We start from the raw sequence: 17,357 nt of genomic DNA, 5'->3' as shown, positions 1-17,357 counted from the left end.
TTATAGTTTTCATTATAGCAGAAGTATGCCTAGAATTCAACAATCTATCAAATCTATAGATTATAGGCATATATCTAACCATACAAAAATGAGAGGGCTGTCAAGTATAGCAGTCCTCTCATTTTTGTATTACCACATTTTCATTTTATCCAGAAAAACAACAAACCCGAACCCATTGCCAACCGGCACAAGGTTCGGATTTATTTGTTGTGGTGGAGACGATCGGACTCGAACCGACTACCTATACGTTGCGAACGTATCGCTCTCCCGGGTGAGCTACGCCCCCATAATCCGACAGAACCCAAACGAATCCTGCCGTATTCTATTCAGTTGGTGGAGACGATCGGGATCGAACCGACTACCTCTTGAATGCCATTCAAGCGCTCTCCCAGGTGAGCTACGCCCCCAAACAAAACAAGCGATAAGCCCGCTGCCTCATTTTAGATAAATCAACAGTCAAGCCTCCCACGAGACGATAATTATTATATCACAAAAAAATCTTCTTGTAAAGTACTAGCACACATCTTTTCCGCAAATTCTTGCTTTTAAAAAGATGTGTGCTAGTATATAATTTCACTATTCAATTAATTCGGTTTCCTTTACTTCAGATTTCAGCATGTTACAAATCAATCTATCACATTTCCGATTTCTTTTTCCTGTACCTGCTTACTCCTTCCAGCGAAAGCTTCTGTTCCTAACCTTAGGCCATTACGAAAATACTCTGTCTTACAACAGTCTTTATAATTATACTATTAATTTTTTTCTTTTCGCTTTGCCTCTATTATTCGAATCAAAATCTCATTCTGTGCCGGAAACCATCAGGATACAGTTCCTGACCTTTTGAAATTCTTCTAGAAATGTTCATTTAGCTATCATTCAAAATCCATGATCGAGGGTCATTGCATTTGCAACATCTTCAACCTGTTATTGAGATGATTTTGCGATTTGCTTGCTGATCGATTTTCCTTTTTACTGCTTTTATGACACTAAAAAGACTCGGAATCCTATTTTGATTGCTTTTCATCTGTTTGCACAGCCGGCTTCCCTGCAATCAAGTTTCACCGTAAGACTAGCTATTTCGGTGGTCTCACTCCCGTCCGATTAAATTTCTCTGATTACCTGGTGTTTGCAAAACATTACAAACCACTTCTTCCTTTTTCACTCAACGGTTATCTCAGAAGATTTCATCAGTGCATCGGAATTTTCCTCGTTTCTTCAAGCTATTCTTGTCAAAGGAAAAAACCTTTTTGCCAAGCTGTTTTGTTATTCCGCCATGGTTCTTCGTTCATACACTCTTGTTTTAGCCCCGCAGCTTCCCGGATTTACCTTTTCGGTGGTACGGAAAAATTCAGCGATCGGCCTTGTTTCGATTTCACAGCGTTATCTGCAGCCTGCAGGCCTTTCCTCTAACTCATTTGAAAATGGTTCAAAATCCATTGGAAACGCCTCCCTTTCTTACGGAAAATACTTTCGGAACATTCCCCTATGATTTCATTTTCCAGCTAGCTTTTGTTTTTGACTCTCAGCATTTCATACTGCGTCTTCCTCACCAGCCAAGAAAACCTCCATCCGGTTCTTTCCGGTTTTTCTTTTCCTTTTGTTGTCTTTATTATAACCGAATAATTATAAATTGTCAACATAATTTTCGTAAAATAAATTAATTTTATATGAATAATATCTAAACACTTTGCCTATTGCAATTTCCATTAAAAGAGGGTATAATGATTATTGTAGGCGGTCAAAAATTGGCCGCGTTTCTTTTATGATGCTGTAACCAGCTCCGAAAGGACGATATATATGGACGAATATGTAAACCCAAATGAAACCCCTACCTATCTCACGCTTGTGGATGAAGAGGGCACGCAGACCGAGTTCGAGCTCCTCGGCTCATTAGAAGAGGACGGCGTTGAATACCGTGCGCTTGCGCCTCATTATGACGATCCTGCTCAGGCGCTTGCAGCAGACGGACAGTTTGTAGTGCTGCGGGTAGAAGAGGATGAAAACGGAGAAGAAACCCTCGCCAGCATTGACAACGACGAGGAATACGAACGGATCGGCGAACTCTTTTTAACCCTATTTGATGAGGAAATGGATTGGGAATAATTGCTGGCTTGTATTTTTTTAATATTATGATATAATATTGATGCGGAATCAAAGTTCCGTCTTTTGTGTGCAAGCTATCTGCCTTGACTCGTTAGCACAGATTATAATAATCCAACACTTTGATAATCGGGAGCCGGACTCTTCGACGGATTGCAGACCTCCCGCCTTTTGGCGGACGAAGGGAGCATGGTAGTCAGAAGGAGGCAACCCACCTGCAATATTTGCGGGTTTTTATCAACTGTGCGACGGCAAGGCGGACAAAAGAATGCTCAGAGCCAGGACTTGTGTCCTGGCTCTTTTGTTATGGAAGGGAGAATTGATTATGCCGGAATGGCTGACGCGCACCAAGGCGCTGATCGGGGAGGAGAACTGCCTCAGGCTTTCTGACGCACGCGTTGCGGTGCTGGGGCTGGGCGGCGTGGGCGGCGCATGTGCGGAAGCGCTCTGCCGCAGTGGAATCGGCACGCTGATTTTGATTGACCGTGACACTGTTTCCCTCTCAAACCTCAACCGCCAGCTTTTCGCTACGCTGGACACGGTTGGGCTGGAAAAAACGCAGGCCGCCAAAGCGCGGCTTTCCTCTGTCAGCCCGGACTGCAAGCTCATTACTCTGACCGAATTCTATCTGCCGGAGAACCGGGATATCCTCTTTTCACAGAATCCGGACTTTGTGGTGGACGCAATTGATACGGTCACAGCAAAGCTAGACCTGATGGAAACCTGTTTTCATCGCGGCATTCCCCTGATTTCCTGCATGGGGACAGGCAACCGGCTTGACCCGTCGCAGTTTACAATCGGCGATATCGCCGACACTGCCGGGAGCGGTGACAACCTCGCCAAAGTGATCCGCCGGGAGCTCAAAAAGCGCGGCGTTCCAAAACAGCCCGTCCTGTTCTCTACTGAGCAGCCGCAAAAAATCGGCTTCGTGGGCGAGCCGGAATTCGGGCGGCATGCGCCGGCAAGCATCGGCTACACGCCCCCGGCCGCCGGATACCTGCTCGCGGGATATGTCGTCCGGTCACTGCTTGGGATGGAAAAAACCGTCAAATAGAAAGCGCCTGCGGCAATTGCCGCAGGCGCTTTTTAAATAAAGCCCAAATTCAGATAAATCAACAGCATTCCGAGCGCAAAGGAGGCCGCATTGGCTGTCAGCGCATAAACCGGCGCAATCCATCGTTTCACTGAAACACCCTTTGCCCGGCTGAAGTAAAGAAGATAAGCAGCTGCTTCTACTGCAAAAACGATCCATTCCAGGACAAAATACTGGATTCCCAGCAGCCATCCCCCGCCAAAATAGATGCTCAGGTTGAGCAATACGTTCAGGATCACCTGCGTTATCACATTTATAAGGGTGATAAACAGCAAAAGGTTTTTCCGCCGCAGTCCAAACGGCAGCGCAATCAGAAGCTCCACCCCGATTGTCAGCACGATCCGCAGCAAAAGTGACAGGATCTCCCCGGTATAGCTGTAGCTTTTCTGCGCTGTGACCGAAAGCTCCTGAGCAGAGGAAAAGTCAAGCTCGCTTCCGTCCACAGTATAATCGCTGTGAAACGCATACCGCTTCTCAATCCCGCTCACTGCAAAGGCGTCATACTCCGGGAAGTAAAGCAAAATTTTGAATTCGTCCGGCGGATAATAAATCCAGGAAAAAATCTCTGTCTCCGTTTGATCAGATTTCCACCCCATTTTCTCAAAATATTCGATGAAATAAAAACCGTCCTTGTCCTGATAGTTCCGGAAAGCCTCCCACGCCCGCTTCCCCAAGGCCGGATTTTGTATGTCCGCCAGCAGGCAGCTCTCCTCGTCGATCGGCTCGTCGCTCACAGAATAAGGCCCCGTGGATTCCTCTCTCGACAACAGGGTTACATAATAGATTTCTTCCTGAAGTCCGTCAAAGTAAACCCATGTCGCCGCTTTCGGCCCCATGTCCGCGGACACCGGAACCGGCATCAGCGCAAGCGCCACCGTCAGGCAGGTAAAGATGGCGAACAATCTCTTTTTCATAGCGATTCCTCTTATAAAACAATGTCACTAAAATCAACACATAAAATTTCCTTCAATGCTTTCAGCTCATCAATATAAAGATGTCTCTGGCCCACTTCGATTTTTGCAAGTGCGCTTCTCGTCACATCACAGCCCTTTACTTGCAGTTTCGCTGCCAATTGCTCTTGTGTCAAATTCATCTCTAAGCGCAATTCCCGAATCCGTTTGCCTACTTTCTTCTCATATGTCATATTCACAGTTATTTAAATAAATCCTTCATATCTACCTGAAATATCTCTGCAATTACAAAAACTTCTTTATCTGTTGCGATTCTTGTTTGGCCTTCCAATTTTGATAAACTTGTATAATTAATATCTATTCCTCTCGATTGCATTCTGGCCATTAATTCTTTTTGCGTCATTCGATGGAGCTTTCTCAACTTTGTAACAGTCGCACCAATACAGTTCTTGTCACCCAATTCTGCGATACGAGGTCTCATATCATTCTCTCCCAATATAATTCTTTATCTGAATTATATTTCTCACATCTCTTGAAATAATTCTGTATTAGAATTATAATGTAAACAATTAGTTACGAAAGAGATGATATGAAAATGAAAATGGATGATATCGGGCGTATTGTGATTCCGGCTTACCTGCGCGAATATCTCGGTTTGCATCGCAAAAATAAATTAGTGTTTGAACAGCGTCCCGATGCTATCGTTCTGAAACATTGGGAGGGCTGCTGCCTTTTTTGCTCCTCAGAGAAAAGCCTGATTGCTTATAAAGGAAAACTAGTCTGCCGGGACTGCCTCGAAGGGCTAAAAGAAATGAAAATGAATTAATCGCCGCCGCGCACTTGCTTTTTCCATTGAGTGTGGTAGAATGAAAGAGGAAACTTTACCGATTCTTAACAAACCATCTTGAGAACATCAAAGGAGCTGTTCTTTGTGGCGAACATAAGAAGCCGCTGCGATTCCTTTTTCACCCGGATTCTCAGCGGCCGAACCATGAGCTATAAACAGATTTTTGCGATTTTCCTTCCGCTTTGGGTTGACCAGGCGTTTATCATCAGCCTGAACATGCTCAATACGGCGATGGTCAGCTCGTCCGGTGTGGCGGCGGTCAGCGCGGTCAGCATGGTGGATTCGCTGAACCTGTTTCTATTAAACGTTTTTGTCGCGGTGGCAACCGGCGGCACAGTAATTGTGGCGCAGTACAAAGGAAACCACGACCATATGATGATGTCCAAGGCGGCTGCGCAGGCGCTTTTGTCCGTCACCTGTCTGGCAACGGGGCTGGCGGTCGTACTCCTGATCCTGCATGGGCCGATGCTCACCTTTTTATTCGGCGCAGCAGAGCAGGAGGTGCTGGACAACGCGCGGATTTATATGATCGCGAGCTACATATCCTATCCCAGCTTTGCGGTTTATCAGGCGGTCTGCGGAGCGCTTCGGGGTGCTTCCGACACCAAGAGCTCCCTTGCGATTTCTATGATTACCAACATTTCCTATGTCCTGATGAATTTTTTCTTTGTTACCCTGTTGGACATGGGTGTTTTAGGGCTGTCGATTTCCCTCAATCTTTCCCGTCTGCTGGGAATGGGCTGTTCCCTGCTTTACCTTCTGCGGCTGAACCATTCCTTTGCATTGGAATGGAAAGACCTGCTCCGCTTTGATTTTCAGATCATCAAGCGGGTCATGACAGTCGGGATCCCCTTCGCGGCGGAGCAGATGTTTTTTAACGGCGGAAAGCTGCTGACCCAGACCTTTGTCGTCCAGCTTGGAACCTATTCCATGACCACCTATGCCATCTGTAACTCCCTTACCCCGCTCACCCAAATTACCGGAAACGCGCTGGGACTGACAACTGTCACAGTAGTCGGGCAGTGCATGGGACACAAGGACCCGGATGATGCGAAAAAATTCTCAAAATCGCTGGTAGGGGTAAGCTGTGCCGCGTTTCTTGTCATGCAGCTCATCATCTATCCGCTCCTGCCGGTTTTAATTTCCCTGTTCTCCCCGCCTGAGGAAATTGTTCCGGTGATTTACCGGATCATGATCTTTACTGCGGCAGCAAACCCATTGATGTGGTCGACCAGCTTTGTCCTCCCGAACGCTCTGCGTGCGGCGGGCGATTCCAAGTTTACCTCGATCGCCTCTATGTGCTCGATGTGGCTGTTCCGGGTTGTCCTCGGTTATGTATTCGGAATTATCCTCCCGTTTGGGATTACCGGCGTATGGTGCGCCATGCTGTTGGAGTGGGGCGTGCGCAGCGTTGTATTCCTCATCCGGTTCAAGAGCGGAAAATGGACAAAGCACCAGCTTATTTAATGATTCGGCCCTTCAGCCGCTGATTGTGAGAAGCGTGTTTTGTCTGCCAAATCAGCTTTTATTCCACCAGAACAGGAATCAAAAGCAACTATATTAAATAAAAAGACACCGTAAAAAGTCGTCTGAGGAGCCAGCTCCTCAGACGACTTTTGCCATCTATGTATTATTCCTGTATTCGTTTTTCATAACGGTGTTTGATCCATTCGGTACAGAAGATCATCAGTATCAGCAGAAGCCCTAAATAGACCGGGAAAAAGGAAAGCCCAAGCCATTTGGACACAAGCCCGAATACCGGCGGCATCAGGGTAGAGCCAACATAGGCGCTTGCCATTTGGATTCCCATCATAGACTGAGAGTTTGACTCGCCAAAGGTTTTTGGCGTCTGGTGAAGCAGCGCCGGATAGATTGGTGCGCAGCCTAACCCGGCCAGGAAAATCGCAGCCGGAACGCGCCAGACACCTACCGGTACAAACAGCAGGAGAACACCGGCCAGCGTGATAGTCTGCCCCAGACGGATCATCTGGAGGTTATTGAGCTTGATAGAGATAAATCCCGCCGCCGCGCGCCCAATGGTCAGCCCCAGATAGAACAGCGAGGCCCAGGCCGCCGCTACATCAGCAGTCACATGGAAAAGCTCTGTCGCAAAGCTCGCGCCCCACAGCCCAACTGTCAGCTCCATTGCACAATAACAGAACAGAGAGATAAAGGTAGGCTTGGCAAGCGGCATTCTTACCACTTCCCGCAGACCCAGCACCCGAATCGGCTTTTCTTCCGGTGTGCCGCTTTTCTCCTCCTGTGCCTTTTTCCAGGCCGGAAGGGTAAGGAACAGCACCAGAGACAGCACACACTGGATCACGGCAATGGTCAGATAGCCTCCCCGCCAGTTGTCCGATTGTGCCAGCCACAACGACATAATCACCGGGCCGGCTGTCGCGCCGATTCCCCAGAAGCAGTGCAGCCAGTTCATGTGCATCGCTTTATAATGAAGCGCCACAAAATTATTCAGCGCAGAATCAACCGCACCAGCGCCAAGCCCGAGAGGGACAGCCAGCAGGCAGAGCATCCAAAAGGACGGGACAAGCCCAAATCCAACCAGTGCGAGGCCGGTCATCGCCACGCTGACCGCCGTCACCTTTGCAGTTCCAAACCGGGAAATCAGCCGCGCACTCAAAAAGCTGGATACCACCGTTCCGCCTGCTACAATCATGGAAATAATCCCGGCCAAAGAAAGATCTGCACCCAAATCAATCCGCATCACAGGCCAGGCGCTTCCCAGCAGCGAATCCGGCAGTCCCAGGCTGATAAAGGAAATATAAATTAGTACTAATAAAAACACCATACCTATTCCCGCCCTTGCTCCTTCTGATTTTTGCGGTACTGCAGGTAGCTTTCCAGAATAATCGTCGCAGCCACCTCATCGATTACCTCCTTGCGTTTTGCTCCCCGTACATCCAGCTCGTTCAGATAGGCTGCCGCCTGCATGGTTGTCTGGCGTTCGTCCCAGGTTACAACCGGGATCGGGATCAATGCCTTGAGCGCCCTTGCAAATTTGTCGCAGAGCTCAGCGCGCGGGCCTAGAGAACCATCCATGTTTTTGGGCAGTCCGACTACGACCATGCCGACGTCCAGTTCCTTCACCGCAGCGTAGGCAACCTTTTTCACGCAGGTTTCAAAGTCGCGTTCATGCACCACCCCAACCGGAGAAGCCAGGAATTCTGTCCGGTCGCAGACAGCCAGACCAGTGCGCGCTTCGCCGAAATCAACCGCCATAATCTTCATAATCATCCAATCCTTTCGATAAGCAGAAAACCGCTCCTGTCACGCAGAACCGGCCAAAGCTTTCTATTTTTCCTCTTTATGCTGGAACAGGGTCATCGCATAGGTACGCAAATCCTCGTCCAGATGGCTGATATCGTTCTGCCAAACAATTGACGGATGAAGCTCATCGTCAAAGGTGAGCTTGTTTACCGCAGTATTGTCGCAAATTTTCATTTCATTCAACCGTTTTGGCGGCAGGCCGTTTGCCCACGCCATAAATGTCACAATTGCACAGCCATGAGATACAATACAAATCGTTTTATTTCGATTTCTTTCTACAATATGTAATACGGTTCGCACCATACGGTCATAAACATGGGAAAGTTTTTCTCCATTTGGGGCTTGAAATTCCGGATCCCGCTGTTTCCACATCCCGTAACGCACCGGGTCAGCCTTTTCCAACGCCGCCCACTTTTTTCCTTCCCAGTCGCCGCCATCGATCTCCAGCAAGCCATCGTCAGTCTGGATCGGGAGGTTATGGTGGCGGTTCGCCGCCGCCGCTGTTTCATAGGCGCGGGAAAGCGGGCTTGTATAAACGCTGTCAAAGGGAAGGCCTTTACAGTATTCCGCCAGGCAGTCAAGCTGCTGGTAGCCAAGCTCGGTCAGCTTCCCGTCAATTCTCCCCTGAAATGACCGGTCAAGATTCCCCTGTGCATATGCATGCCGGATTAAATAGATTGTTGTCATCCGCCTTTCCTTTCTTAAAACATTTTATATTTCCTGAATTTCACTTAGGCGCAGCCGGTATCAGCGCCGCAAAAGCGTTCTGCCCCCTACCAGGGCTTAACTGTACCGGTCAGCTCGCTTATCCTTTCAATCCCGTTTTCATCACAATAACGGTTCAGGCCATCAATCACCTTCAGTGGTGCAAACGGATCCTGGAAGATCGCCGCACCAATCTGGACTGCGGCAGCGCCTGCCATCATCATTTCAACAGCGTCGTTCCAGGCAGAGATCCCGCCCATTCCGACTACCGGAATTTGAACCGCATTCGCAACCTGCCATACCATCCTGACAGCAATTGGAAAAACTGCAGGGCCGCTCATTCCCCCGACATTATTCTTCAAAACCGGACGCCGGGTTTTCAGGTCAATCCGCATTCCCAAAAGAGTATTGATCAGCGAGACCGCATCCGCCCCCTCCGCTTCGACAGCCCGCGCGATCTCCGTAATATTCGTTACATTTGGAGACAGCTTCACCATCAGCGGCTTTTTAGTCGCCCTCCGCACTGCCGCCGTAATATGTGCGGCGCTCTGGCAGTGTACTCCAAAGGCAGCGCCTCCCTGCTTTACGTTCGGGCAGGAAATGTTAAGCTCGATCATATCGACATCAGTCGGCTCCAGCCGTCTGGCAATCTCCACACAGTCCTCTTCGGTTGCTCCCGCAATATTGGCAATTACCACAGTATCACAGGATTTCAAATGTGGAAGCTCCTCCTGAATAAAATGCTCGATTCCCGGATTTTGAAGCCCAACGGAATTGAGCATTCCATTCGGGGTCTCGGCAATCCGCGGAGGCGGGTTGCCGTCTTTTTTATTTAAGGTCGTCCCTTTGGTCGCGATCCCGCCCAATTTAGACAGAGGGTACAGCTTTTCATATTCCCGTCCAAATCCAAACGCGCCGGAAGCCGGGATCACCGGGTTTTTCAGTTCAACACCCGCGATATTTACACGTAAATCTGCCATAAATCCATTCCTTTCTAAAGCGCCTTTTTCCTACTCAAAGATCACTTCTTCCGCAGGGAACACCGGCCCGTCTTTACAGACATGGGCGTAATACTCCTCACCGTTTTTCACTGTTTTGCAGGCACAGACCAGGCAGGCTCCCACGCCGCAGCCCATCCGTTCTTCCAATGAAACCTCACAGGGTACGCCAAATTCATTGGCCAATTCCACCACGCCCTTGAGCATAGCGTGGGGCCCGCAGGCATAGATCATGTCAGCATGCCCCTCCATCAGACGTTTATGCAGCGCCTGGGTTACAAATCCCTTCGCGCCCATTGTCCCGTCGTCGGTACAGAGCATGACGTCATTCCCGCAGGCTTTAAAATCATCATTTAAAATTACTGCGTTTGCACTTCGGAAGCCAATGATAACCGTTGCATTTTTTTGGTAGTGCTTTGCCGTTTCAAGCATTGGCGGTACGCCGATCCCCCCGCCGACCGCGATCACGCTCTGATTGGCGGGCAGCAGGGTAAAACCCCGGCCAAGCGGCCCTAGTACGTCTACAAATTCGCCCTCATTGATTTTGGCAAGCTGTTTTGTTCCCTCGCCGCGTACCTCAAAAACAATCCGCAGTGTGCCGGCGCTGCGGTCAATCTCACAGATGGAGATCGGCCGGCGCAGCATAAAGCCCTCTACTCTGAGATGGACAAATTGGCCGGCCTCGGCAAGCTCCGCCATTTCTTTGGCAGCGATGGTAAAATCATAGGTGTTTTTCGCAAGGTTTTTCTTTTCTACCAATTGGTATTTCCCCTGCAGATACGTTCCCTGTTCCAAACTGTTCCCTCCTGTTTTCCTGTCGGCGTCTATTTCGTCTGAATCCTGTCAAGGAGCGCGTTCAGAGTCACCTGATAGCTATCCTCCTCATACGGATAGGAAATCTCCCGATATACAAAGCTTTCGTTATCACGCTTTCCGATCAGTTCGATCAAATACTGCATAAAATGCGGGTTTTTTACCAGCATCGGCCCGGTAAGATAGGTCGCGAACAGGTTGTAAAGGCGAAAGCCTTCGCGGTTATCATTCGCGCTGTTTCCCTTTCCCATCTTTACAGTAAAGAGAGTCTCTCCCGACAGCCCGGTCAAATCCGTACATTTGTTAATAAATCCAACGAAATCCTTTCCGAGCCAGTCGGCTGTAAAAACAGCATCCCCGGTGAAGCGGGTGTCCTTGTCCTCCTGTACTGAAAAGGGCAGAAGAGAAAGTCCTTCATGATCCCTGCCGTCCAATCCATGAATGACGGAACCCAGCATTTCCAAAGAATTTCCGGTAAAGAGACAGGGAATCCCGCTTTCTACCGCTTTTTGAAAACCCTCCGCATGTTCCTTCAAATGTTCCAAAGCTACTTTTTGGTTCCGTTCCGTACCACTTCCGCAATAAATAAATGCATATTCAGAAAACTCAATTGTCTCGCCGACTGTTTTCCGTTCTACCTCTGCCGCAAAGCCCTGATCCTCCAAATGGCGGGACAGCACCCGCATATTCCCGTTCTCCCCATAGAGATTCATCAGGTCATAATATAAATGCAATATCTTCATCTGCGCCTACTCCTTTTCTCCAGCCGCTCATCTTTTCTGCTAGTCCACCAGAACCTGAGCGAGGAATTTATCCTTGTCAGAAAAACAGGTAATGACATAGCTATAACCGACAGCATGCTTCTTCAGTTCCTCCACTGCGTCCGCAACCTGTTTTTTCACGGTAATTACAGCAGGGTCTATCTGCGTATAGGAAAAACGTCCCGCAAGGTCGCTCGCATAGGCGCCGGCCAGAATAATCTTTTTGATATTGTCATGCTCGAGCAATTCAAAATCAATATCCCACAGCCAGGAGGTTTCGCTGGTAAAATATTTCCGGCTCACCCGGTCAACAATCACCATTACGGTGGTATCCTCCGGATGCGCCCGGGCAACCCGCAGCGATTGGTCATAGGAGATCGAGTTCTCGTGCTTAGAGGTTAATAGGGTTCCCTTTTTCTCTCCGGCTGTAAAGGTGACAACCCTTCCGTTTTTCAGCACATAGCTGCTGATCGATTCGGCTATTTTCTCCCCGTCGATTCCAACTAACCGCGCTACAGAATAGGCGGCGAGGATATTATAAACATTATAGATGCTCTTCAGCGCCAGATCTATCCGATGCTCACCGTCGATGATAATATATCCATCGGACAAATTGACCTCTGTGACAGTATACTGGGTATCATGCCGGCGATGCCCGCAGCTTTCGCAATGGTAATTCCCGATATGATTGTAATGGTAGTATTCATATTCCATCGGCGCTTTACAGTATGGGCAGTACTTGCCGTCATTGTAAACACTGGTATTTTCCTCTGTGGACTCAGAGAACCGATCCACACCGAAATAAATGACATCCTCTTTTCCGTATCCAAAGCAGGACACCAAGGGGTCGTCCGCATTTAAAATGAGCCGGCTTCCCTCATGGATGCTCTGCCCAATGATATCATATACCCATTCCGGATGCCCGTTGCGGGTCAACTGATCCCGGTAGAGGTTGGTAATCACATAATGGGTTGGAATAAAGTGTTTAAAGGTATGGCGGGCGAACCGTTCGTCGCTCTCAATCAATACGACGTCGCTTCTCAGCTTACCGCGAAGCGTACTGTCCGAAAGCAGGAAAGTGGTTACCCCTTCAATCTGGTTCGACCCCTCTTTATTATAAGCCACCGTCAGCCCGCTTTTGCGCAGAATCTGGGAGATCATCTCTACAGTTGAGGTTTTCCCGTTCGAGCCGGTTACCGCGATGACGTATTTCGGCAAAGTTAATTTCCGCAGGATATTGGGATCGAGCTTTAACGCAATTTCACCCGGCAGGCTGGAGCCTTTGCCGATCAGTTTCCCAATAAAGCGGAGGAGTTTGCAGACAAGTATGGTCAAAAACATTCTCATGATTGCGACTGTCCTTTCGTATCAGTTCAGGCATTTTCCGCCCTGTTCAAATACCTCTTTCAAAGCAAGGATAGCAATGACCGGAAAATCCGGCCATTGCCATGCTGAAGCCTGTTAAATTTTCGTGATATCAACCAAATCCACATCGTTGATGGTTTTGTGCATTGCAATGCAGTCGGCAACTGCATTGGCAGTATCCAGCGCCGTCAGGCAGGCGATCCCATGCTCCACTGCTTTCCGGCGGATTTTTACGCTGTCCTTTGCCGGTGAACGCCCCTTTGCTGAGGTAGAAATAACATAGCTGATCTTCCCGCTATTGAGGATGTCCATCGTGCTGTTCGGCTTGTGTTCGCTGATTTTGGAAACCACGTTGGTTGGAATCATGGCGTTATTCAGCTTGTTTGCCGTCCCGCTGGTTGCATAAAGGTCAAACCCAAGGTCCGCGAATTTCTCCGCAATCGGGATAATCTCGCCCTTATCGCTGTCCCGGACAGTGATCAGAACACCGCCCTCGACCTTAATATTCTGACCGGCCGCAATCAGCCCCTTCAGAAGCGCTTCCTCAAAGGTTTTGGCGATTCCCAGCACTTCTCCGGTGGATTTCATCTCCGGCCCAAGCTGGTTGTCCACGTTGTGCAGCTTTTCAAAGCTGAACACCGGAACCTTCACCGCGATATACTCCGCATCCGGCACCAATCCGGATTCATATCCCATTTCCTTTAACGTATGCCCCAGCATAATCTTGGTGGCGATATCCACCATCGGCACGCCGGTCACCTTGCTGATGTACGGGATTGTCCTGGAGGAACGCGGGTTGACTTCAATGACATAGACCTCATGGTTATAGACCACATACTGAATATTGACCAAACCGATGACTTTTAATTCCATTGCAAGGCGTTTGGTGTATTCAATAATGGTTTCTTTGATTTTCGCGGAAAGGTTCTGCGCCGGATAGACGGAGATGGAATCCCCGGAATGAATGCCCGCGCGTTCAATATGCTCCATGATTCCCGGAATGACAAAATCCGTCCCATCACAGATCGCGTCAACCTCTACTTCCGTTCCCATCAGGTATTTGTCCACCAGAACCGGGTTTTCTAATTTCGTACGGGTGATGATCGCCATATATTCATCTACATCCTGATCCGAATGCGCAATAATCATGTTCTGGCCGCCCAAAACATAGGAGGGCCGCAGCAGCACCGGATAGCCGAGCTCATTTCCGGCTTTTTTCGCTTCTTCCGCTGTAAAGACAGTATGCCCGGCCGGACGCGGAATCCCGCAGCGCTCCAGAACCTGGTCGAACCGTTCCCGGTCCTCCGCGGCGTCGACGCTGTCGGCCTGGGTTCCCAAAATCTTAACTCCCAACTGATCCAGATAATTTGCGAGGGAAATCGCGGTCTGTCCTCCAAACTGGACGACTACGCCATACGGTTTCTCCGTTTCAATAATATTCTTAACATCCTCTTTTGTCAATGGGTCAAAATACAGCCGATCCCCGGTGTCAAAGTCAGTGGAGACGGTCTCCGGATTATTGTTGCAGAGGACAGCCTCACAGCCCTCTTCCTTCAGGGCCCAGACACAATGGACGGAGCAGTAGTCAAATTCAATTCCCTGCCCGATTCGAATCGGCCCGGAACCGAATACCAGCACCCGTTTCCTGCCCTGGTCATGCTCCTCGATAAACTCCGCCGCTTCGTTCTGCTTGTCATAGGTTGAATAGAAATACGGGGTCTGCGCCTTGAATTCCCCGGCGCAGGTGTCAACCATCTTATAGGAGGCAGAGAAGTGCTCCGGCACCTTCTGGCCGCTCATCCGTTCAATAGTACTGTCCAAATATCCCCATTTCTTCGCATAGCGGTATTTCTCTACAGTCAGTTCTCCGTCGGCCAGCCATTTTTCCAGTTCGACCAGGTTCTTCAGCTTGGCGATAAACCATTCGTCGATCATGGTAATTTCATGGATTTCATCAATGCTCATCCCGCGTTTCAGGGCTTCAAATACATAGAAAATCCGCTCGTCGTGCGCCGGGTCAATTCCCGCCTTGATTTCCTCATCGCTCATCTTGGCGAGCTTGGGCAGGTTCAAGGAATCCACCTTCAGTTCAGCGCCGCGGATCGCCTTCATCATCGCCTGTTCAAAGCTGGTTCCAATGCTCATGACCTCACCGGTCGCTTTCATCTGAGTACCGAGCTTTTTGGAAGCGTAGACGAATTTGTCAAAAGGCCAGCGCGGGAATTTCACCACGAGATAGTCAATTGCCGGCTCGAAGCACGCATAGGTGGTTCCGGTAACCGCATTGACGATTTCATCAAGGGTATAGCCAATCGCGATCTTGGAGGCAACCTTTGCAATCGGGTAGCCGGTCGCTTTGGAAGCCAGCGCAGAGGAACGGGATACGCGCGGATTTACTTCAATCACCGCGTATTCCATCGATTCCGGATGGAGCGCAAACTGACAGTTGCAGCCGCCCTCTACCTTCAGCGCCTCAACAATATTCAAAGCCGCCGTCCGCAGCATCTGATATTCCTTATTGCTCAGGGTTACAGCCGGAGCGACAACAATGCTGTCCCCGGTATGGACTCCGACCGGGTCGACATTTTCCATCGAGCAGACTGTAATGGCGTTGCTCTTGCTGTCCCGAATACACTCAAACTCAATTTCCTTCCAGCCGGAAATACATTTTTCAATCAAAACCTGTGTGATTGGGGAAAGCCGCAGGCCATTCCCGGCAATTTCACGCAGTTCCTCTTCCGTGTCTGCAATGCCGCCGCCGGAACCGCCCAGGGTAAAGGCCGGGCGGACAATCACCGGATATCCGATGGTTTCGGTGAAAGCGATCGCGTCTTCTACCGTTGTAACAACCTTTGACGGGATGCAAGGCTCCCCGATGGATTCCATCGTATCCTTAAAGGACTGGCGATCCTCCGCCTTATCAATGGTTTCCGGATTTGCACCCAGAAGGATTACATTATGGCTGTCGAGAAAGCCCTCCTTTGCAAGCTGCATGGAGAGGGTAAGGCCGGTCTGTCCGCCCAGTGTTGACAGCAGGCTGTCTGGTTTCTCAATCTCGATAACGCGGCGGATGACGTCCAGCGTCAACGGTTCGATATAAATTTTGTCAGCCATTGCCTTGTCGGTCATAATCGTCGCCGGGTTAGAGTTGACCAATACAACCTCCAGCCCTTCTTCTTTTAACGCACGGCAAGCCTGAGTACCCGCATAATCAAATTCGGCAGCCTGTCCGATCACAATCGGGCCTGAACCGATTACCAAAACTTTCTTTAACTCTTTTCTCAACGGCATAATTCAAATCATTCCTTTCAGCAATCAAGCGGAATTTGCTTCCTGTGTAAATATGGCGTGTATTCTGTCCTGATCTATTGTTACACTAGCTCTTGTTATCCATCATGGAAACAAACTCTCTATAGAATCCTTCTTCCGGCATAAACTGAACACTCACAGCCGGAATATGCAGATATCTAAGCCCCTCGCAGGTCTTGTCATTTGCATTGTGGAAGCTCACCTGTGCTGTCTCCGGGCTGATTTCCTCTACAACAAAGCCATGGTTCTGGGAGGTAACATAGGTGCGTCCATGCGCAAGGTCAATGACCGGCTGATTGCCGCCGCGATGGCCGTAATGGAGCTTCCTTATCTTTCCGCCGTTGGCAAGCGCCAGGACGAGATGTCCCAGGCCAACGCCGGCTATCGGCATTCCCCAGTCACAGAGCTCCTTTACCGTATGGATGATCTCTTCCGCTCCGGAGGGATTACCCGGCCCATCCGGAAGAAAAACACCGTGATAGCCGGCTGCTTTGATCGTCTCCGCTGATGTATCATACGGCAGGACGGTAACGCCGCAGCCATTTTTAGTGAAGCCTTCAATCATACTTTTGTGTACACCAAAATCCAGCACCGCTACTTTTTTTGTTCCGTCTTCCGCCTTATATTCCTTAGGCGCAGATACGGAAACCGCCTTCAACGCATCTGTGACCTGAAATGCTCTCAGCTCCTTAAGAAGCGCTTCCCTGTCATACTCCCCAGTAGTAATCACCCCGTTCATCTCCCCTTCCTCCCGAAGGATTTTGGTAAGCTTTCGGGTATCAATATCGTAAATACCGACAATACCATGCCGTTTCAAGTAATCGTTGATGTCGCCTTCTGAGCGGAAATTAGACGGTACCTCGCACCATTCCCGGATGATATAGCCGGACGCATAACAGCGGGGAGCTTCATCGTCAAAAGAATTGACGCCGTAATTTCCAATCAGCGGGAAGGTCTGGGTAACCAGCTTTCCATAGAACGCGGAATCAGTCAGAGTTTCCTGATAACCGACCATCGCAGTGGTAAATACTGTTTCTCCCATCGCTGTTCCTTCTGCACCGCAGCTTTTTCCGATCAGTTCTGTTCCGTTTTCAAGCAGCAGCACTGCCTTTTTTCCATCCTGGATCATATTTTTGACCATCCCTTTCTCTTTTAACGATCTTTTATATC

At 49.3% G+C, this 17,357-nt stretch carries 16 protein-coding genes, 2 tRNA genes and 1 other RNA gene; 5 read left to right on the top strand and 14 right to left on the bottom strand.

The window, feature by feature from the left end:
• Positions 1-210: 210 nt before the first annotated feature.
• Both CZ360_RS05895 and CZ360_RS05890 read right to left on the bottom strand, forming a co-directional pair.
• Positions 211-286: transfer RNA gene (locus CZ360_RS05895), tRNA-Ala, on the bottom strand.
• Between the two features lie 45 nt (positions 287-331).
• A tRNA-Ala gene (locus tag CZ360_RS05890) sits at positions 332-407 on the bottom strand.
• A 1,390-nt stretch (positions 408-1,797) separates the two neighbouring features.
• On the opposite strand from CZ360_RS05890, the gene CZ360_RS05885 reads away from it, so the two are divergent.
• The 3 genes from CZ360_RS05885 (at position 1,798) to CZ360_RS05875 (ending at position 3,154) form a co-directional block, all read left to right on the top strand.
• Complete coding sequence (locus tag CZ360_RS05885) at positions 1,798-2,103, top strand: DUF1292 domain-containing protein (RefSeq protein ID WP_077533257.1); 306 nt, start codon at positions 1,798-1,800, stop codon at positions 2,101-2,103.
• Between the two features lie 72 nt (positions 2,104-2,175).
• A non-coding RNA gene (gene ssrS, locus CZ360_RS05880) (6S RNA) lies at positions 2,176-2,367 on the top strand.
• A 1-nt stretch (position 2,368) separates the two neighbouring features.
• Complete coding sequence (locus CZ360_RS05875; RefSeq protein WP_229408005.1) at positions 2,369-3,154, top strand: tRNA threonylcarbamoyladenosine dehydratase; 786 nt, start codon at positions 2,369-2,371, stop codon at positions 3,152-3,154.
• Positions 3,155-3,186: 32 nt separating this feature from the next.
• Here the strand turns inward: CZ360_RS05875 and CZ360_RS05870 are convergent, their stop codons facing one another.
• From CZ360_RS05870 to CZ360_RS05860, 3 genes are read right to left on the bottom strand one after another with little or no spacing between them, the layout of a single operon-like run.
• A complete protein-coding gene (locus CZ360_RS05870) occupies positions 3,187-4,107 on the bottom strand; it encodes a hypothetical protein (protein ID WP_077533255.1) in 921 nt (306 codons plus the stop codon).
• Positions 4,108-4,118: 11 nt separating this feature from the next.
• Positions 4,119-4,337, bottom strand: coding sequence for a helix-turn-helix domain-containing protein (locus CZ360_RS05865; RefSeq protein WP_267872677.1), 219 nt, complete (start codon positions 4,335-4,337; stop codon positions 4,119-4,121).
• Between the two features lie 8 nt (positions 4,338-4,345).
• Complete coding sequence (locus tag CZ360_RS05860; RefSeq protein ID WP_077533253.1) at positions 4,346-4,585, bottom strand: helix-turn-helix domain-containing protein; 240 nt, start codon at positions 4,583-4,585, stop codon at positions 4,346-4,348.
• Positions 4,586-4,693: 108 nt separating this feature from the next.
• Here CZ360_RS05860 and CZ360_RS05855 point away from each other — a divergent pair, with 108 nt between their 5' ends.
• Together CZ360_RS05855 and CZ360_RS05850 are read left to right on the top strand one after the other, a co-directional pair.
• Positions 4,694-4,930, top strand: a complete 237-nt coding sequence (locus CZ360_RS05855; protein ID WP_077533252.1) for an AbrB/MazE/SpoVT family DNA-binding domain-containing protein — start codon at positions 4,694-4,696, stop codon at positions 4,928-4,930.
• Positions 4,931-5,035: 105 nt separating this feature from the next.
• The gene (locus CZ360_RS05850; RefSeq protein WP_229408003.1) at positions 5,036-6,418 is read left to right on the top strand and encodes an MATE family efflux transporter; all 1,383 of its coding nucleotides are present in this window, start codon (positions 5,036-5,038) and stop codon (positions 6,416-6,418) included.
• 163 nt (positions 6,419-6,581) lie between these two features.
• Here the strand turns inward: CZ360_RS05850 and CZ360_RS05845 are convergent, their stop codons facing one another.
• The 9 genes from CZ360_RS05845 to CZ360_RS05805 form a co-directional block, all read right to left on the bottom strand.
• Positions 6,582-7,757: an MFS transporter gene (locus tag CZ360_RS05845; protein WP_077533251.1), complete on the bottom strand. Its 1,176-nt coding sequence runs from the start codon at positions 7,755-7,757 to the stop codon at positions 6,582-6,584.
• Between the two features lie 2 nt (positions 7,758-7,759).
• Positions 7,760-8,197 carry a Holliday junction resolvase RuvX gene (gene ruvX, locus CZ360_RS05840; protein ID WP_077533250.1) on the bottom strand — a complete coding sequence of 146 codons (438 nt, stop codon included), beginning with the start codon at positions 8,195-8,197 and terminating at the stop codon, positions 7,760-7,762.
• 63 nt (positions 8,198-8,260) lie between these two features.
• Entirely contained in the window at positions 8,261-8,923 is a 663-nt protein-coding gene (locus CZ360_RS05835) for a histidine phosphatase family protein (RefSeq protein WP_077533249.1), read from the bottom strand.
• A gap of 86 nt (positions 8,924-9,009) precedes the next feature.
• The gene (locus CZ360_RS05830; protein WP_077533248.1) at positions 9,010-9,921 is read right to left on the bottom strand and encodes a dihydroorotate dehydrogenase; all 912 of its coding nucleotides are present in this window, start codon (positions 9,919-9,921) and stop codon (positions 9,010-9,012) included.
• Positions 9,922-9,951: 30 nt separating this feature from the next.
• Positions 9,952-10,734, bottom strand: a complete 783-nt coding sequence (locus CZ360_RS05825; protein ID WP_229408002.1) for a dihydroorotate dehydrogenase electron transfer subunit — start codon at positions 10,732-10,734, stop codon at positions 9,952-9,954.
• 29 nt (positions 10,735-10,763) lie between these two features.
• Positions 10,764-11,495 (bottom strand): hypothetical protein, encoded by a 732-nt coding sequence (locus tag CZ360_RS05820; RefSeq protein WP_077533247.1) that lies wholly within the window; start codon positions 11,493-11,495, stop codon positions 10,764-10,766.
• 39 nt (positions 11,496-11,534) lie between these two features.
• Positions 11,535-12,860 carry a Mur ligase family protein gene (locus CZ360_RS05815; RefSeq protein WP_077533246.1) on the bottom strand — a complete coding sequence of 442 codons (1,326 nt, stop codon included), beginning with the start codon at positions 12,858-12,860 and terminating at the stop codon, positions 11,535-11,537.
• A 114-nt stretch (positions 12,861-12,974) separates the two neighbouring features.
• A complete protein-coding gene (carB, locus tag CZ360_RS05810) occupies positions 12,975-16,169 on the bottom strand; it encodes a carbamoyl-phosphate synthase large subunit (protein ID WP_077533245.1) in 3,195 nt (1,064 codons plus the stop codon).
• An 85-nt stretch (positions 16,170-16,254) separates the two neighbouring features.
• Positions 16,255-17,316 carry a carbamoyl phosphate synthase small subunit gene (locus tag CZ360_RS05805; protein WP_077533778.1) on the bottom strand — a complete coding sequence of 354 codons (1,062 nt, stop codon included), beginning with the start codon at positions 17,314-17,316 and terminating at the stop codon, positions 16,255-16,257.
• Between the last annotated feature and the right edge of the window lie 41 nt (positions 17,317-17,357).

It is taken from the genome of Massiliimalia massiliensis, assembly GCF_900155615.1.
In the GTDB taxonomy this organism is placed as follows: Bacteria; Bacillota; Clostridia; order Oscillospirales; family Ruminococcaceae; genus Massiliimalia; species Massiliimalia massiliensis.
Note: the sequence above shows the minus strand (reverse complement) of the source record. Positions and strands in the feature narration are given on the sequence as shown.

Bases quoted from the DNA above. Each gene is read 5' to 3' on its own strand.
- CZ360_RS05885 (WP_077533257.1), top strand. From the start codon at position 1,798: ATGGACGAATATGTAAACCCAAATGAAACCCCTACCTATCTCACGCTT.
- CZ360_RS05875 (WP_229408005.1), top strand. From the start codon at position 2,369: ATGCTCAGAGCCAGGACTTGTGTCCTGGCTCTTTTGTTATGGAAGGGA.
- CZ360_RS05870 (WP_077533255.1), bottom strand. From the start codon at position 4,107: ATGAAAAAGAGATTGTTCGCCATCTTTACCTGCCTGACGGTGGCGCTT.
- CZ360_RS05865 (WP_267872677.1), bottom strand. From the start codon at position 4,337: ATGACATATGAGAAGAAAGTAGGCAAACGGATTCGGGAATTGCGCTTA.
- CZ360_RS05860 (WP_077533253.1), bottom strand. From the start codon at position 4,585: ATGAGACCTCGTATCGCAGAATTGGGTGACAAGAACTGTATTGGTGCG.
- CZ360_RS05855 (WP_077533252.1), top strand. From the start codon at position 4,694: ATGAAAATGAAAATGGATGATATCGGGCGTATTGTGATTCCGGCTTAC.
- CZ360_RS05845 (WP_077533251.1), bottom strand. From the start codon at position 7,757: ATGGTGTTTTTATTAGTACTAATTTATATTTCCTTTATCAGCCTGGGA.
- ruvX (WP_077533250.1), bottom strand. From the start codon at position 8,197: ATGAAGATTATGGCGGTTGATTTCGGCGAAGCGCGCACTGGTCTGGCT.
- CZ360_RS05835 (WP_077533249.1), bottom strand. From the start codon at position 8,923: ATGACAACAATCTATTTAATCCGGCATGCATATGCACAGGGGAATCTT.
- CZ360_RS05830 (WP_077533248.1), bottom strand. From the start codon at position 9,921: ATGGCAGATTTACGTGTAAATATCGCGGGTGTTGAACTGAAAAACCCG.
- CZ360_RS05820 (WP_077533247.1), bottom strand. From the start codon at position 11,495: ATGAAGATATTGCATTTATATTATGACCTGATGAATCTCTATGGGGAG.
- CZ360_RS05815 (WP_077533246.1), bottom strand. From the start codon at position 12,860: ATGAGAATGTTTTTGACCATACTTGTCTGCAAACTCCTCCGCTTTATT.
- carB (WP_077533245.1), bottom strand. From the start codon at position 16,169: ATGCCGTTGAGAAAAGAGTTAAAGAAAGTTTTGGTAATCGGTTCAGGC.
- CZ360_RS05805 (WP_077533778.1), bottom strand. From the start codon at position 17,316: ATGATCCAGGATGGAAAAAAGGCAGTGCTGCTGCTTGAAAACGGAACA.